The sequence below is a fragment of the Polaribacter filamentus genome, assembly GCF_002943715.1.
GTDB lineage: Bacteria > Bacteroidota > Bacteroidia > Flavobacteriales > Flavobacteriaceae > Polaribacter > Polaribacter filamentus.
Genome location: NZ_MQUA01000013.1, coordinates 2,490,896 through 2,508,772 on the forward strand (window position 1 = coordinate 2,490,896; position 17,877 = coordinate 2,508,772).

At 31.1% G+C, this 17,877-nt stretch carries 12 protein-coding genes and 1 tRNA gene; 8 read left to right on the forward strand and 5 right to left on the reverse strand.

Annotated elements, in window-relative coordinates; genetic code table 11:
* The first annotated feature begins 51 nt into the window (after positions 1–51).
* The 5 genes from BST83_RS13405 to BST83_RS13425 all read left to right on the forward strand — a co-directional run bounded on the left by BST83_RS13405 (position 52) and on the right by BST83_RS13425 (position 7,478).
* Positions 52–579 (forward strand): hypothetical protein, encoded by a 528-nt coding sequence (locus BST83_RS13405; protein WP_104810233.1) that lies wholly within the window; start codon positions 52–54, stop codon positions 577–579.
* A 98-nt stretch (positions 580–677) separates the two neighbouring features.
* The gene (locus BST83_RS13410) at positions 678–1,040 is read left to right on the forward strand and encodes a hypothetical protein (protein WP_104810234.1); all 363 of its coding nucleotides are present in this window, start codon (positions 678–680) and stop codon (positions 1,038–1,040) included.
* A 3-nt stretch (positions 1,041–1,043) separates the two neighbouring features.
* The gene (locus BST83_RS13415) at positions 1,044–3,923 is read left to right on the forward strand and encodes a phage tail tape measure protein (protein ID WP_104810235.1); all 2,880 of its coding nucleotides are present in this window, start codon (positions 1,044–1,046) and stop codon (positions 3,921–3,923) included.
* Position 3,924: 1 nt separating this feature from the next.
* Complete coding sequence (locus tag BST83_RS13420; protein ID WP_104810236.1) at positions 3,925–4,971, forward strand: hypothetical protein; 1,047 nt, start codon at positions 3,925–3,927, stop codon at positions 4,969–4,971.
* Positions 4,971–7,478 carry a hypothetical protein gene (locus BST83_RS13425; RefSeq protein WP_104810237.1) on the forward strand — a complete coding sequence of 836 codons (2,508 nt, stop codon included), beginning with the start codon at positions 4,971–4,973 and terminating at the stop codon, positions 7,476–7,478. The genes BST83_RS13420 and BST83_RS13425 overlap by 1 nt, the downstream gene beginning before the upstream one ends.
* Position 7,479: 1 nt before the next feature.
* Here BST83_RS13425 and BST83_RS13430 read toward each other — a convergent pair whose 3' ends face one another.
* The 4 genes from BST83_RS13430 to BST83_RS13445 form a co-directional block, all read right to left on the reverse strand.
* Positions 7,480–8,631 carry a tyrosine-type recombinase/integrase gene (locus BST83_RS13430; RefSeq protein WP_104810238.1) on the reverse strand — a complete coding sequence of 384 codons (1,152 nt, stop codon included), beginning with the start codon at positions 8,629–8,631 and terminating at the stop codon, positions 7,480–7,482.
* A 74-nt stretch (positions 8,632–8,705) separates the two neighbouring features.
* Positions 8,706–8,790, reverse strand: a tRNA-Ser gene (locus tag BST83_RS13435).
* Between the two features lie 8 nt (positions 8,791–8,798).
* On the reverse strand, positions 8,799–9,323 hold the full coding sequence (rimM, locus tag BST83_RS13440; RefSeq protein WP_104810239.1) for a ribosome maturation factor RimM: 525 nt from the start codon (positions 9,321–9,323) through the stop codon (positions 8,799–8,801).
* 19 nt (positions 9,324–9,342) lie between these two features.
* Positions 9,343–9,882, reverse strand: a complete 540-nt coding sequence (locus BST83_RS13445) for a 30S ribosomal protein S16 (RefSeq protein WP_104810240.1) — start codon at positions 9,880–9,882, stop codon at positions 9,343–9,345.
* Positions 9,883–10,115: 233 nt separating this feature from the next.
* Here BST83_RS13445 and dnaE point away from each other — a divergent pair, with 233 nt between their 5' ends.
* The 3 genes from dnaE (at position 10,116) to BST83_RS13465 (ending at position 16,849) form a co-directional block, all read left to right on the forward strand.
* Positions 10,116–14,453 (forward strand): DNA polymerase III subunit alpha, encoded by a 4,338-nt coding sequence (gene dnaE, locus BST83_RS13450; RefSeq protein WP_104810241.1) that lies wholly within the window; start codon positions 10,116–10,118, stop codon positions 14,451–14,453.
* A 432-nt stretch (positions 14,454–14,885) separates the two neighbouring features.
* Positions 14,886–16,199 (forward strand): D-arabinono-1,4-lactone oxidase, encoded by a 1,314-nt coding sequence (locus BST83_RS13460; protein WP_104810242.1) that lies wholly within the window; start codon positions 14,886–14,888, stop codon positions 16,197–16,199.
* Positions 16,199–16,849, forward strand: coding sequence for an HAD family hydrolase (locus tag BST83_RS13465; protein ID WP_240614756.1), 651 nt, complete (start codon positions 16,199–16,201; stop codon positions 16,847–16,849). Before BST83_RS13460 ends, BST83_RS13465 begins: the two co-directional genes overlap by 1 nt.
* 107 nt (positions 16,850–16,956) lie before the next feature.
* Here BST83_RS13465 and gldA read toward each other — a convergent pair whose 3' ends face one another.
* Positions 16,957–17,850, reverse strand: coding sequence for a gliding motility-associated ABC transporter ATP-binding subunit GldA (gene gldA / locus BST83_RS13470; protein WP_104810243.1), 894 nt, complete (start codon positions 17,848–17,850; stop codon positions 16,957–16,959).
* Between the last annotated feature and the right edge of the window lie 27 nt (positions 17,851–17,877).

A 17,877-nucleotide genomic window follows, 5' to 3' on the forward strand; every position in this document is an offset into this window, starting at 1 on the left:
CAATTGTTAAAATACAATATTTGAACTAATTAAAAAATTAAACCATTTATCATGAAAAACCTATTTAAACTATTGTTAGTATTAGCAATCTTTAGCACAACAGATTTTTTAGCCACAACACCAACAGTTAATATTGAAGCACCTCCTTTTGAAAATTTTATGCCAGATCTAGAAGATGGATTCTCATTAGAAATTAATTCCGTAAATTTGAGTATGGAAAACACGCAGAATTTTTGGCTTGATGAAGCAACATATATAGATATTTCTATGCTAGAAAATCTTCATACTAGAAAACTCCAAAGTTACATTTTTGAACAAACCAATGAATTTCAGAAGAAGAAAATAAATTTGTTTGTATCCAGAATAAAAGAATATTTACCAGACTTTAATATTGATGATCAGTCCAGAGAAAATTTAAATAAATTTCATGCAGTTTTAGAAGGCAATGAAACCCATTATTTTTTAAAGCATAAAGGAGTTGATATAAGGCTTATTACATTTATTAAAAAAGAAACTCCCATTGATTTTTCTCCAGATAATCGTTCTGCATCTATTACAGTAGAAGAAAATTATTATTAGAAAATTCTATCAAATAAAATATATAAAAACCACTCAAAATTGAGTGGTTTTTTTCTGTCCTATTTTTAGCTATAAGGCTGCTTTAAATTGCACCTATTATGAAGCTAAAAACCAATACACAATTAGAAAGAGCGATAGGAAAAAAACACGCTTCTCATTTACAGTCTGCAATTAGACATACCATACAAAGAGAAAGTAAGTCGTTTTCAAGATTGGCTTTACAAACAAAAGTTACTCATAAAATGAAAAACGGACGTTTGCAAAGGTTGGTTTTAGAGTCTCCAAAACATTCATTCGTGCATCATTATGGTTTTGAGGGTGTACGTTCTAATAGTAGGTATTTAAATTTGAAAGACAGAAATCATTTAGGTGGTGTACGCTCTACTTATGTTTTAAATGGTTTAGCAAAAGAAATTGGGTCTGTAAGAGCAGATGAAGTTTTAGCACAAATAAATTTTTAAGCAATGGCAGAAGATATAAAAAGAAAGATTTCCATATTTATAAATGATAAAGAAGTCATAGATTCCTTAGGCGGTGTTGGTCGTGAAATTGGTAAAATTAACAAAAAACTAAAAGAAACTTCTGATCCTGCAGAACGTAAAAAACTAAATGCAGAACTCACAAACACTAAAAAACGTTATGCAGAAATTAAAGGAGAAATTAATGATACAAATGTTTCTTTAGAAGAAGCAAAAGGTCATTTTTCTAACATTTTTGCAGGTCTTTTATCTGGGGATATAAAACAAGTGCAGTCTGGTTTACAAGGAATAAAAGGAGGTTTAAAAGGTATAACAAAAGCAGCTCTTGCTTTTATTGCAACACCTATTGGTATATTTCTAACAGCTTTGGCAGGTATTGGTTTGGCTGCTAAACAATGGGTGGATTTTAATTTACAGGTTTTTGAAACTAATAAGTTAGTAAAAGAATTAACAAATACAACAGGTGATTCTGTAGATGGAATTAGAATTAGAGCAGAAGTTTTAAGAGATACTTTTGAAATAGATATTAATAAAAGTATTGCTACAGCAAAATCTCTTGTAAACTCTTTTGGTGTTTCTTATGATGAAGCTTTTAATTTAATAGAAAAATCTGCTGTAAGAGGTAAACATAAAAACGAAGAATTTTTTGCATCAATAGAAGAATATCCTATTCAGTTTAAAAATGCAGGTTTTTCTGCAACAGAATTTATAAATATTGTAAACACAGGGATCGATTTATCTATTTATAAAGACAAATTACCAGATGCTTTAAAAGAATTTACATTAGCAATTACAGAGCAAACACCTGCAGCAAAAGAAGCAATGTCTAATGCTTTTGGTAAGAAGTTTACAGACCAATTATTTAGAGATATTAAAACGGGTGTAAAATCACCGAAAGAAGCATTGCAATCTATTGCTTTAGAGGCGCAAAATATTGGTTTAAATGCCCAACAAGCACAATTATTAACTGCAGATTTATTTAAAGGTGCAGGAGAAGATGCCGGTGGAGCTCTTAAAATTTTTGAATCTGTAAATATTGCTTTAAATGGGCAACAAAAACCACTTACAGAAAACCAAGAACTAACTGCAAAACAATTAGAATTAAACAAAGAATTAAGTGGTGTTTATACTCAATTATTTGCATCAAGTAACAGTACATTTTCTAATTTAATTGCAAAAGGAAAAATATTTGCTACAGAAACTCTTTTAAAAATATTAAAAGGTGGTGTTGCTTTGTATAATTGGTTTGTTGATTTAAATAATCAAAGTGGTGCATTTTCTGCAATCCTAACAGGTATGCGAATATCTGCAACAACTACTTTTCAAGTTTTGGGTATTTTATTAAGTAACGCTTGGGATGGCTTTAAATCTTTAGGAGATATTGTTGCAGGTATTTTTACATTAGATACAGCTAGAATAGAAAAGGGGTTTTCAAAAGGTTTTGAGATATTACCAAATTTAGTTAAAGACTTAAAAGATCAAGTAGTAAAAGATACTAACGAAATCTATGATGCTTTTCAAGGGAAAAATAAAGCTAAAAAGATTGATTTAAAAGATTTTTTAGCAGATGATACAAAATCAACTAGTAAAACAACAGATTTTTCCTCTAATAAAAACAATCTTGAAAACGAAAAAGCCAAAATCTACAAAAAAGCAGAAGAAGAATTAGATAAACTTATTGCAAAGAAAACTGCAGAAAGAGAGAACCAACAAATAAAAGGTTTAGCGAGAGAACTTGCAACTATAGATTCTAAATATGCTGCTTTACAAGAAAAGTATATTGGTCATGCAGATAAATTAAAAGAATTAGAAGTTTTAAAAGACCAGGAGAAAGAAGATTTAAAAAAGGCTAAAAAAGCAGAATATTTAGCGGCAGCAAATGTAATAGAGGAAGAAAATAGAATTGCAAAAGAAGCTTTAAAATTAGATAGAGAAGCAGAAAAAGCAATTACTGATGAAGAAAAACAACTTCTTTTATTAGGTAAAGCAAAGTTTATTGCAGATGCAGAATTACAAATAGAGCTAGACAAAGAACTTGCTAAAGTAGAAGCTGTAGAAGGAGCAGAAGCTTTAAAAGATGCCATCAGAAAAAAGTACGGGTTAAAACAAGAAGTTACTGACAACGGTTTTGATAAATCTAAAAAAGCTTTAAAGAAAAAGGAAGTAGAATGGACTGACATGACTGAACAACAAAAGTTTGGTTTAATTCAACAAGGTTTAGGACAGGCGGCCGATGCATTTAATAAAGGTTCTGATGCTTGGAAAGCAATGAAAATATCTGAAGCTTTAATGAGTACTTACGAAGGAGCACAATCTGCTTTTACTTCTTTATCAAAGATTCCAATAATAGGAGTTCCATTAGGTATTGCTGCAGCCATTGCCGCAACAAAGGCTGGTTTAGGGAGAGTTTCAGAAATAAAAAACACAAAGCAAGAGAAAATGCCAACGTTCTTTTCTGGTGGTTTTACAGGAAAGGCAGAAATTGGAAGCGATAAAGATGGAGCAATAACTGGTTATGTTCATCAAAATGAATGGGTTGCACCAGAGATAATGACTAGCAATCCTGTTTATGCAGAAACATTCCGATTTTTAGAAGCAGAAAGGCAAAGACTTAAAAATGGGTATTTTAATGGAGGACCTACTTCTGCTAATACTATTCAAGAAGGTTCTCCAAAAACTTTAGTTTCAGAAAGTTTAGAGGAAAATAATATTATGATCAGTATTTATCAATCTATAAACACCTTAAACGGTTTGTTAGAAGCTGGCATTAATGCAAAATTAATATTGCCTTATGATAAAATTAAGGATCTAAAAGAAGCAGAAGATGAAATTGCACAATCAGAAAACTATGGTAAAATAGCGTAAGATGATACTAAAAAAAACACCAAAATTAGACAGCGTTTTCTTTTCTAACAATGAAATAGAATTGCACATAGAATCAGAACTTGGTAAAAACCATTTTTTTGAAGTAGAAATATTAGTAAATGATGTTGTTTTTGACACACAATCATGGGCAAAAATTAACAATGTAGATTGTTTTATTAATTTACGGGGCCAGTTCAATAATATTTTTACCAATATATTTTCTGCTCCAACAGTAATAGAAATTGTAAAAAATGAAAATCTATTTAAAAAGATTAATGTAATTGTTAAAGAATACCATGTAGATTCTTTATTAATAGTCTCTACAGAACAATTACCAGATTTTTATATTTTACAAAACACCACTGCAAATACATTTGATGCTTCAGAAACAATTCAATTATTTAGCGAATTAAACAATTTAAATAAAATAGATGAAAGCTCTATAATATCCATTCCTATCTGGATCAATACAACTCCTGTTTCTTTTAAAATAAAAGACAATAATGGTTTAGAAATGTTTGCAAGTTCAGAAGCTACAACCAAAGGTTTGTATGAATTTAAAATACCTATATCAGAAATTAATACTGCAGGTTTGTTGTTTATTACAGTAATAATTAACGATGTAATAGAGTTGGTGTATTATCTAAAGGATCACTTTAGATATGATAAAAATCAACTTGCAATTAGAAATGTGTATGGTTTTTTTGAATTTGTTTCCTTTTTCGGTAAAATTTCTATTGAACCAAAATATAAACGAGTTGTAAAAGAAAACTATAAAGACGTTAAATCTATTGTAGAAGAAAATCATGATATAGATTATAAAATCAACACTGGTTATTTATCTGAAGTGCAAAGAGACTCTGTAGATGCGTTAAACAAATCTAAAGAAAGTTACTTTTTTGAAGATGCAGTTTTTAAGAAAGTGCTTATTACCACACCAAAAGCATTGTTAAAAGAAACTGACGTATTTGCTGCAAATAATACAATTTCTTTTGAGTACAACCATATTAATACAGTAGATGAAACTACAAAATATAACGTTCTATAATGATTAAAATCCTTACAAAAAACGGCATAGAACTACCTTATTTAAAAGAAACACTTTCTTTAAAAGATGTAAATGATGCGTTTAATGATTCTTTAACGCTAACACATGCAGAATTTCCTTTTATTATTGAAGAAAATGAAGACGTAATTAAAGAGTTAGGTAGCTCAGAAATAAACAGTTTAACCTCTAAAAAAGAAATAGAGATCACTTTTATATTTGGGGCTAGCGTTTTTTTCGGGAAGTTAAAAGTTTTAAAATATTTAAAAAACAGAAGAAGTTGTGTTCTAAAATTTGGGAACGAATTTATTAAAATATTAGATAAAAAGATTGCAGACTATATGCCTGTTTACAAGTATAATGGTGAAACTCCTTATACAGAAACAGTAGCAGCTTATTATGATCAAAGCACTTTTATAGAGGCTATAAAAACAGATATTGCAAAACCATATCCACAAATAGATTATGCAGCACCTACTTTAGATGTAGGAAAATATTACACAGATGATGAATGGTCATCTTTTCAACAAAGATTTAATCAAAAACTACCAACTCTTTTAGTAAATAGAAGAGAAACAATTATTGCAGACTTTTCTTATAATGTAAAAAACTTTAATTCTTTTGTGCCAATGCCTTATTTAATGGCGTTATTAAAAAACCCAATTTTAAATAATGGTTACAAATTAGCCGGCTCTTTTGTAGACAATCCTTTTAATAGTAAAATTGTTATTGTGCCAAAAGAGACTCATAACAACACCGCATATTTAGAGAACACAGGGATTTATTTTTCTTTTGCTGATGCAGAAATTTTAACAATTGGGGAGTTTTATTCATACGTTTCTGTATATGCTAATTTTGGTATCGGCATTCATAACATAAATATTGCATTAACTAATATTCAACAACCAACAACTTCAGGAACTACCAAAGTAAAAGTGTATAGAATATACAATGAAGCTTCACAAACAGAGTTTTTTCTTGAAAAAGAAATCACAGAATTTGATTTTGTTAGCAATGCACAATTTATAGAAAGCATTTCTTTTGAAGTTACTGAAGATAATATAACAGATAGTGCTCTATGTATTCAATATCAACATAGTAATAATGTTTTGCCAGATGAAAGCACAATAAATATAAATCCAGAAGCAGAAGAAACAGTATTACATTTGATTCATCCAACAGTAGATTTAAGCAGATACGTGCCAGATTGGAGTATTGGAGAATTAATTAATAATTTAAAGAATTGGCAAAATTTAGATATTGTTTTAGATGAAGTTACTAAAACTATTTACCTAAACTATAATATTGAATTTTTAAATTCAACCGATCATGTAGATTTATCAGACAAAGTAATTGCAATTTCAGACAAAGAAAATGCCTTTAAAAACAAGTATAATCTTACGTATGCAGATAATAAAAACAATGTACTTATAGAGGATGGTCATCAAACTATAAATGGTGTTGTTACAGAAGATGTTGTTAGTATTACAAACAAATTCAAAGCACTTACAGAAAACAGTATTGGCAATCCAACATCAAAAGAATATTTAGCAGAAGCAGGTGTTACATTAATACTTTTATCAGATACTAATGAGTTTGCAAACTCTTATAATACCCAAACTTTAGGAATGCATGGAGATTTTGGAATTGTAAATAATTATTGGAAAAAATGGATTAATTTCAGACAAAAAGCAAAACAAATTACAGCGGTTGCATATCTAAATACTTTAGAAATTTCTAAAATTAAAAAAATAAGAAAAATTTATTTTGACACTAGAATGTTTGCTGTAAAAGGTTTTACCACCAAAATAAAAACCAAGTTAAATGAAGTAACTTTTGAGTTAGAAAATATTATTCCATCAAAAGGTTCAACAATTACTGCTCCTGTTGTAACTCCTGCAATTAATATTACAGGATATGCAATTGCAGAGAATAATGGGTTTTGGGTTTTACCTTGGAAAATTGTTGTAAACTTTAACTATGTAGACTTTTCTGCTTATAACGGTACAATTACTGCAAAACAATTAACAGGTGCAATTGGATCTTCTTACTCTGGTCTAGAATATACAAATGCTGTAAATACTATCAATGGTTCTTCAATTTTTCAATTTGGGTATGATATGACAGGCCTTGCAGGTATTTATGAGATTTCTTTAGTTGATAACGGAATTACATCCAATATAATTTATGTAGATGTAGCTGCTGAAGTGGCGCCAATATCAGAAAAAATAATAATTACAGAAGTTGCACAACCAGGAGTGTTCTTTTATAGTAAGATAATTTTTACGTTAGCTTTTGAAAACTTTACACCTGCAGCAGCAGAAATACATTTACAAAAGGTTGATATAAGCACACAATTAAATATTGGTTTGCCAATTATTACTGCAATTTCAGATTTTACTCCTGCAAATTTTGAAGTCGATTATCCTTCTTCTGGAAGTTGGAAAGTTACAGTTAAAGCAGATGGTTTTGTTTCTAATGAATTAACAAAATTAGTTATGCTTATTTAATTTACGAAGAAAAGACTACAGAAGAATGAAGAATTTTCGGATCAGCTTCTCTCATCTCTTTTGGAGTGTAGGTGTCTGTTTGTGCAGAACTATGATGTCTAGCATGATTTCTTACAGAAAGCAAAGGAACACCTGCTTTTAATAAGTCTGTAATTCCAGAATCTTTTAAACTATACCAGTGAATATTACTGTCAATTTTCAATTTTATACGCATGTAAGACCATTTTTTAGTGATTGCGTTTGGATTTGCAGGTGTTACACCAGGAACATATTTTGGAGAAAATAAAAAATCAGTTATTAAACCGCCTTTTATATAGTCTTTTAAAATACCTATTAACTGATCGGGTATTGTTACAAAAGAATTCTTTCTATTCTTAGCGGTTTCTGCAGAAATAAATAAAGTCTGGTTTAAAAAATTAATATCCGCTACTTTTAGTTTGGTTATTTCTGTTCTTCTTACTAAACAATAGTAACAAAGTAAGCAAAGCACTAAATATCCATTGTTTTTATGTTTCCAATATTCGAAAATCAAATCTCTAGTAGTGGTATTTATCAGAATTCTAATTTTCTTCTGCTTATTAATTTTATGAAGGTTTACAGTTGGGTTTATTACAATGTATTTTTTTAGGAGTAAAAAAGTGGAAAATGTAGTTAACCAAGAAAGGTAATTGTCTCTAGTTTTTGCAGATAGTTTTTTTTCATACCTTATATAATCTAAATATTCAGAAACAAAATCTCCGTTAAATTTATAACAAAGCATGTCTTGCTGTTTAGACACAATTAAATATTTGTAAAGTTGCTGAACTTGAGAGTCATAAGTTCTTTTTGTGTCTGGTCTTAAATTCCCATCGGAAGTGTCTTGTGAAATTCTGTTGCTGTAAATTTTACAAGCTTTTTTAAACCCAATCAACTCTTTAGTTCCTTTATCTTGGAATAAGGGATTCCATCCAGTTTCTAAACGTTTATTGATTTCAATAATCATTTTTGTTGCCAATTTCCTCCTGTCAGAAACCTTTTGCAAGGGTTTAACTCTATTCCTTTTCCTTACCATCTTGTTAGTTTCTGGGTTTCTAACATAGTAAACTATTTCCCAAACAGAATTTTCTTTTAGTTCAGCAGGATAAAAATCAACAAAGATTATTCCTTTTTTCATTTGACGAGAATTTGACACGTTTTTAGGTAGAAACCTCTAAAACACCTATATTTAAAGAGGTAAGTAAAACTTAGCAGAAAGGAAGGGATTCGAACCCTCGATACGTTGCCGTATACACACTTTCCAGGCGTGCGCCTTCGACCACTCGGCCACCTTTCTAATTTAATTTATAAATACAATTCTATTAATCCTTCAGGAGCAGTAACGTGTATTGTTTTATTTGCTCTATCTACTTCTTTGATAAAATCATCAATCATTGGTATAAAGACTTCTTTACCATCACTGTCAATTTCAAAAAGTGGTTGTGCTGCTTTGTCATTTATATGAACTAACGTGCCAACTTCGCCATAATTTTCATCAATAACGGTAAAACCAATTACTTCATGAAAATAAAATTTATCCCCAGTTAATTTTGGTAATAAATCTAAAGGTAAATAAACGCCGCATTTCAAAATTGAATCTGCTTCTTCATCAGAATACACATCTTCAAATTGAACACGCAATTGATTTCCTTTATGAAGAGAACTTTTTTCAATAAAAAATGGAACCAAGTTTGCGCCGAATTCGACGTAAACTGATTCCATTTCTGTGTACAACTCAGGTTCGTCAGTATCTAATTTGATAACAACTTCACCTTTAAAACTATATTTTGTAACGATTTTGCCTAAATAAAAACAATTCTCTTTACGCATTGTCGTATAAATTTATAATTTATTCTGCTGATTTTGCTGCTGCTTCATCAATTGTTTCAGGAGCTGCTTCAACTTCTGCAACTACTTCTTCTGCTACAACCTCTTCAACAACTGGCTTAGCTGCTTCAATTCTTGCTTCATTAACTGCCTTTTCAGCTGCTAAAGCTTTTGCTTTTGCATCTGCTTGAGATTTTGTTAAACCTTCTTCTTTCACAGTTACCTTACCACCTTTTTCTTCTAACCAAGCAGTAAATTTAGCTTCTGCTTGCGCTTCTGTTAAGGCTCCTTTTCTTACACCACCGGCTAAATGATTCTTTAACAAAGCTCCTTTATAAGATAAAATTGCTTTAGCAGTATCAGTTGGTTGTGCACCATTTTGTAACCAAGTCACCGCTTTATCAACATCTAAGTCAATAACTGCAGGATTGATATTTGGATCGTAAGTACCTATTTTTTCTAAGTATTTACCATCTCTTTTTGCACGTGCATCAGCAGCAACTATCCAATAGAATGGTTTCCCTTTTTTTCCGTGTCTTTGTAATCTAATTTTTACTGGCATTTTGTATTAATTTTTTAAGGTTCTCGACCTAGATTATTAAAAATCTCACCATCTCGTGGTAAGTGGGCGCAAATATACAACTTATTTTAATTGATATTATTTAAAATCAACTTATTTTTAAGGGGGTTAAAAACATTGTTTTTGTTGATAAGTCAAGACAAATTAAAGGCCAAAAATATTTTATGTTTTTGTATTTTTAACAGCCCAAATTCAGCAACAAAAACAACCATTTTATGTACTTAATTTTTGACACAGAAACTACCGGTTTACCAAAAAGTTGGAACGCTCCAATAACAGATACAGATAATTGGCCAAGATGTGTGCAAATTGCATGGCAGTTGCATGATGAAATGGGAGATCTTATAGAACACAATGATTTCTTAATTCAACCAGACGGATATAACATTCCGTATGATGCGGAGAGAATTCACGGAATTTCTACTGAATTAGCGCAAGAGCAGGGTATTTCTTTGGATAAAAGTTTAGAATTATTTAATGAAGCATTAAGTAAAACTAAATTTATTGTTGGTCAGAATTTAAATTTTGATCTTAATATAATGGGCTGTGAATTTCATCGTTTAGGCATTGAAAGCATTCTTTCTTCATTGCCAATTTTAGATACCTGTACAGAAAAAACGGCGCTAATGTGCCAGCTTCCTGGCGGAAGATATGGCAAATTTAAACTACCAACGTTAACCGAATTACACAATCATTTATTTGGTGTTGGTTTTGGTGAAGCGCATAATGCTACTGCCGATGTTGAAGCAACAACACGTTGTTTTTTAGAGTTGATTCGTTTACATGAATTTACCAAAGAGCAATTAGATGTTGATGCCAACTATTTTAAAAATTACTCAGAAAAAAATCCGAAATCGATTCAATTAATCGGTTTAAAACATATCAACCTAAAAAAAGAAAGTGATAAAATTCGCAAACGTCTTGATAAATTAAAAGATACTGAAAACACAAAGTCTACTTCTGTTGGTTTATCGGAATTAAAAGATATTCAATTTTCGCATTTACACAATCATACGCAATATTCTGTTTTGCAATCTACCATGCAAATTAGTCAAATTGTAGCAGCTGCGGCAAATGACAATATGCCGGCTGTTGCCATGACGGATACTGCGAATATGATGGCAGCTTTTCATTTTGTAGCTGCTATTTTAAATCATAATAAAACTGCGGAAACGCCAATTAAACCAATTGTTGGTTGCGAATTTAATGTTTGTGAAGATCATAGAAACAAGTCTGTTAAAGACAATGGTTATCAAATTGTTTTATTAGCTAAAAACAAAAAAGGATATCATAATTTAGCAAAAATGTCTTCGATTGCCTTTGTTGATGGATTCTATTACGTGCCAAGAATTGACAGAGAAATCATCAAAAAATACAAAGACGATATCATTGTTTTAACAGGGAATTTATATGGAGAAGTTCCTAGTAAAATTTTAAATCTTGGAGAAGTTCAGGCCGAAGAAGCCTTACTTTGGTGGAAAGAAGAATTTAAAGATGATTTTTATATTGAGTTGATGCGACACAATCAGCAAGATGAAAATATTGTAAATGAAACATTACTAAAGTTTTCTAAAAAGCACGATGTTAAAATTATCGCGACAAACAACACGTTTTATTTAGAGAAAAAGGATGCAAATGCGCATGATATTTTATTGTGTGTAAAAGACGGCGAAAAACAAGCAACACCTATAGGTAAAGGTCGTGGTTACAGATATGGTTTGCCAAATAATGAGTATTATTTCAAATCTACTGAAGATATGAAAAAACTCTTTGCCGATTTACCGGAAGCTATTAGTAACATTCAAGAAATTGTAGATAAAATTGAAATTTATACACTTGCCAGAGAAGTTTTATTACCTGCTTTTGATATTCCAGAGAAGTTTCAATCAGAGGAAGATAAAGTTGATGGAGGCAAACGTGGAGAGAATAGTTATTTAAATCACTTAACTTTTGTAGGCGCAAAAAAACGCTACGGAGAAATTACAGAATCCATCAAAGAACGATTGGATTTTGAATTATCCGTAATTGAAAAAACGGGATATCCTGGTTATTTTTTAATTGTTGAAGATTTCATTAGAGAAGCGAGAAACATGGATGTTGCCGTTGGCCCTGGACGTGGTTCCGCAGCGGGATCTGTGGTTGCATATTGTCTATGGATTACCAATATCGATCCTATTCAATACGATTTACTTTTTGAGCGTTTTTTGAATCCTGAGCGTGTTTCTATGCCAGATATTGATATCGATTTTGATGATGAAGGCCGTGGACGCGTTATGGATTATGTAATAAATAAATATGGCTCAAATCAAGTTGCACAGATTATTACTTATGGTACGATGGCTGCAAAATCATCTATTAGAGATACAGCGAGAGTTTTAGATTTACCTCTTTTTGAGGCAGATAGAATTGCCAAGTTAATTCCGAACATCAAACTACAAAATATTTTTGGAAATGATGAAAAAAGCAAAGACAAAATAGCAGGTTTACGTTCGGAAGAAAAGGTAATGGTAGAAGAATTAAGATCGATGTCTTTTGGAAATGATTTGACTTCAGAAACCATCAACAAAGCCACCATTTTAGAAGGCTCTGTCCGAAATACTGGTATTCACGCTTGTGGGGTAATTATTACTCCGGGTGATATTACCAATTACGTGCCTGTTGCTTTGGCAAAAGATTCGAACATGTACGTTACCCAATTTGACAACTCTGTAGTAGAATCCGCAGGTTTGTTAAAAATGGATTTCTTGGGATTAAAAACCTTGACATTAATTAAAGACACGGTTAAAATTGTAAAAGCAAAACACAATGTAGATTTAGATCCAGACAGTTTTCCTTTGGATGATGATAAAACCTACGAATTATTCCAGAAAGGAGAAACTGTGGGTGTTTTTCAGTATGAATCTCCAGGAATGCAAAAACACATGCGCTCTTTAAAACCTACTGTTTTTGCCGATTTAATTGCCATGAATGCTTTGTACAGACCTGGACCGATGGAATATATTCCGTCTTTTATCCAAAGAAAACATGGAACAGAAGATATTGAATACGATTTACCAGCAATGGAAGAGTATTTAGCTGAAACATACGGAATTACAGTGTACCAAGAGCAAGTAATGTTACTCTCGCAAAAGTTGGCAAATTTTACCAAAGGTGAAGCCGATGTTTTGCGTAAAGCGATGGGTAAAAAGCAAATTTCAGTTCTTGATAAAATGAAACCTAAGTTTGTAGAACAAGCTGCTGCAAATGGTCATGATGCCGAAAAGTTAGAAAAAATTTGGAAAGATTGGGAAGCCTTTGCTAGTTATGCTTTTAACAAATCTCACTCCACGTGTTATGCTTGGATCGCCTACCAAACGGCATATTTAAAAGCACATTATCCCGCGGAATATATGGCGTCTGTGTTATCAAATAACATGAATGATATAAAGTCCGTTTCGTTCTTTATGGAAGAATGTAGAAGAATGGGATTGGCTGTTTTAGGTCCGGATTTAAATGAATCTTATTTAAAATTTTCTGTAAATAAAGAAGGTGCTGTTCGTTTTGGAATGGCTGCCGTTAAAGGTGTTGGCGCATCTGCTGTGCGAGCAATTATAGAAGAAAGAAAAGAAAACGGAAATTATACTTCTATTTTTGACTTGGCAAAGCGTGTAGATTTAAGAGCAGCCAACAAAAAATCTTTTGATAGTTTGGTGAAAGCGGGTGCTTTTGATTCTTTTGAGGATACGCACAGAGCACAATATTTTACGGTGGATGAAAAGGGCATTACCTTTTTAGAACGCGCTATGAAATTTGGAAGTAAATACCAAGAAAACGAAAATTCGGCTCAGGTTTCTATGTTTGGCGAAGCATCAAATATCCAATTTCCAGAACCAGACATTCCTACGTGTGAAACTTGGGGAACGATGGAACTTTTATCGCAAGAAAAAGAAGTCATCGGCATTTATATTTCTGCGCACCCTTTAGATGATTTTAAAAATGAAATGATTTTTTGCAACGCAACACTCAAAGATTTTAAAGGCGATTTGCAAAAAATTGTAGGTAATAATTTATCTTTTGCAGGTATTGTAACCGATGTGCAACACAGAGTTTCAAAAGCAGGAAAAGGCTGGGCTTTATTTACCATTGAAGATTATGCTGATAGTTATGAGTTTCGGGTTTTTGGTGAAGAATATTTAAAGTTTAAACACTTTTTTGTCCCCAATTCATTTTTATTTATCAGAACCACCATTCAGGTTGGTTGGACGAGTAAAGAAGGCGTGGTTGGTGAACCTAGAATGAAATTTATAGATTTTAAATTACTGCATGACATTATGGATGAACTCTGTAAAAAAATTACCATCAAAATTTCTGTGGATGCTATCAACGAAAAAACAATTTTAGATCTAGAAAGTATTTTAAAAAACAATCTTGGTAAACAAAGCTTAAAATTTACTATTTGGGATGCCAAAGAAAAAATTGAAGTGAATTTACCAAGTAGAAATACGAAAGTAAAAATCTCAAATGAGCTGTTATCAATTTTAGAAAAACAACAGATCAATTTTAAATTGAATTAAAATGCTACCGAGCTACCAAAACAGTGCAGATTTATTGGTAAATGTAACTGAAAACAAGCTATATAGTAAGCTTATAGAACAGCTTAATAAAGATTTCCATTTGGCAAATTTTGATTTTCATCTCTCTGAAAATAGTACTCCTTTAGCTTTAAAAAAGGAGCTTAAAAAAGTGATAAAAATTTAATACTTAACGATTTTAATACTTATAATACTCTTTTATACATCGTTGATATTTCTGAAGAAAGCATAAAAAAAATAGAATCCTCAGATGTTGATATCTATTCAGAGCATATCGTTTTTTTAATATTAAAAAGAATTTGGAAAAAAGTATGGTTTAGAGCTAAATATAATAGCTAATTGAATAAATGAAAATGAATAGTACAATAAGACAAAAAGTAAATGCTTGTTTTTGTTAAATATTTTAAACTATAAATGAAACAAGATAAAAATGGCCTTTGGGTAAGTTGGAACGAAAATCTTACGCACAACTACAAATCCCTTTATAAAATTACTTCCGAAAAAGAATTACAAGAAGTAATAGCATCATCAGAAAAAATTCGAGTTTTCGGAAGCAAGCAATCTTCAGCAGATATTGCTTCTGGCGCAGAAACTTTAATTGATAGTACTTCTTACAATAAAATTTTATCGTTTAACGATGCAGAACTAACAATTACAGTGCAATCCGGTGTAATTTTAGGGGATTTATTGGAAGCTATTGAAGCAAAGGGTTGGTGTATTCCTTGTTTACCAGATATTAATACAGTTACGATTGGTGGCGCTTTAGCAACAGGAACTCATGGCACGAGCGGAAATTTATTATGTGAATACATCACAAATTGTAGCATTATTTTAGCGGATGGTTCTGTAAAAGAAATAACTGTTAAGGATGAATTAATAGACGCTGTTAGAGTTTCTTTAGGTGTTTTAGGAGTGCTATCTGAAATCACTTTTAAATGTGAACCAATCTATACATTACATATAAAAGAAGGCCCGGAAGCAGATAAAATTTGGTTGCATAAAATTGAAGAACGCCTACAAAAACACGATTTCCTGAGAATTTTATGGCTTCCTCATACTGATAAAGGCTATGTAATTACGGGTGATAAAATTAATTCAAATACAGACATTAAGGAAAATCTAGGTCCGACTTATTTAAAACATCGACGAACTACTTCTAAAATATTATATAAATATACCCATATTTTTCCTTGGTTTACTGCTATTGCAAACAAGCTTTTATACAGAGGTTTTTTTAGCTCAACTAAAGAATATAAAGGTTCCTTATACCAAGCTACTGTAACAAAATCTAGAGGTTCTACTTTAGAATTAGCAGAATGGACCATTGGTTTGGATAAATTTTCAGAAGTCTTTGAAGAGTTAAAAACAGAAATTAACAAATGGAGTAATAAATCATTTATTCATATTCCTATGGATATTCGTTTTGTACATAAAGACAAATCTTGGTTAAGTTATGCGTATGGCAAAGATATTGTTACAATGGGCTGCGTTTCTAGAAGTGCTGCTACCGCAGATACGTATGAAGCTTTTAAAAGTATTGAAAATATTTTTCTTAAACATGGTGGTAAACCTCATTGGGCAAAACGCTTTATGGCTAAAGATGCAGAACTTTCTAAAGTCTATGAAAAATGGGATGATTTTAAATTGCTAAGAAGAAAATTAGATCCAACTAATAAATTCTTAAACCCTTATTTAACTGAATTATTCAACGAAAAACAAGAGAATTAATGGTGTTTCCCAAAGGATTTTTATTTGATTTTGATGGCGTTATCGTAGATAGTTTTGAGAGCCATTATTCGGCTTGGACTTCTGCATTTAAAGAATTATTTGATACCAAAATAGCGCCATTACCTAAACGTCATATTGGGAAATCGCCGATGATAATTGCCGAATATTTTTGCAGTGTTATTGGTAAAGAAGTACAAACTGAAGAATTATTTTTTCTAAAGGATTCTCATTTAGACACTCATTTTAAAGTACCAAAATTATTGCCTGGAGTTGTAGAATTCACTTCTTTTTTATCCGAAGAAAAAATCCCTTACGGAATTGCCAGCAATGCTACAAAACAGTTTCTAAAAAATAGCATTCATCATTTAAACTTAAACTTCACCACTGTTTTTGGGGTAGAAGATTACGTAAAGCCAAAACCTTCTCCAGAAGCCTATATTACATTAGCAAAAGCATTGGGTTTTAAAAATAATGATTTTAAAGATATATGGATTTTTGAAGATAGCTTAACAGGCACAAAAGCTGCAAAATTAGCTGGCATGATTCCGATAGGAATTTCAACTCAATATAACGAAGAAGAATTGAAAAAAGCTGGCAGTGTTTTGGTCTTTCCTACTTTGTTGGAAGCTTATGAATACTTGACGAAATAATTTTTATCAGATATTTTTAAAAATAACATTATCCAATCGAAATAAAAATTATTTTTCTATCAGCCTATTTTGGATTCTTGTTTTTACAGGAATGACCAGCAAAAAAACTAAGATGTAACCTCTCTAAAAAGCGTTTCTAAACTTTTATTGTTCGCCTTTAAAGCAAGAATCTTTAATCCGTTTTCTTGGGCAAAATCAAAGATTTTAGGACGCATGTCTTCTTTACTTTCAAAAGTGATGGACCAACTATTATCTTTATTATTTTTACAAGAAACAATATTCTTTAATTGCTGAATAAGTTGCTCTTCGATTTTAGAATTAAAAGTAACTTCTATAATTTGTTGATTGTTTTGTTTTAGTTCAGTTAGTTTTTTATCAACCAAAATTTCGCCTTTTTTAATGATGATAACTCGATCGCAGATAGCTTCTACTTCTTGCATAATATGAGTAGAAAATAACACTGTTTTTTCTTTGCCTAACTCCTTAATCAATTCTCTAATTTCTACAATTTGATTTGGATCTAAACCCGTTGTTGGCTCATCTAAAATTAACACTTTTGGATTGTGTAAAATTGCAGCTGCCAAACCCACTCTTTGCTGATATCCTTTAGATAATTCATTGATTTTTTTATGTGCTTCCTCGGTTAAACCAACCTTTTCTATACAAGTTTCTATTTCATATTTATCAACTTTAAAAATTGATGCTTGAAATTGTAAATATTCACGCACATACATATCTGTATATAATGGATTGTGTTCTGGTAAATACCCAATTATTTTTTGTGCTTCTATCGGATTTTTTAAAACATCAATTTCATCAACAAAAACTTGGCCTGAATTTGGCTTTATAAATCCTGTTAAGATTTTCATCATCGTTGATTTACCAGCTCCATTCGGACCTAAAAATCCAATAATTTGTCCTTTATCCGCAGAAAAAGAAACTTCATTTAATGCTTTCTGAGTTTTATAAATTTTTGAAATAGCTATTACTTTTATTGACATTCTTTAATTGTAGTTAGTTTTACTTTC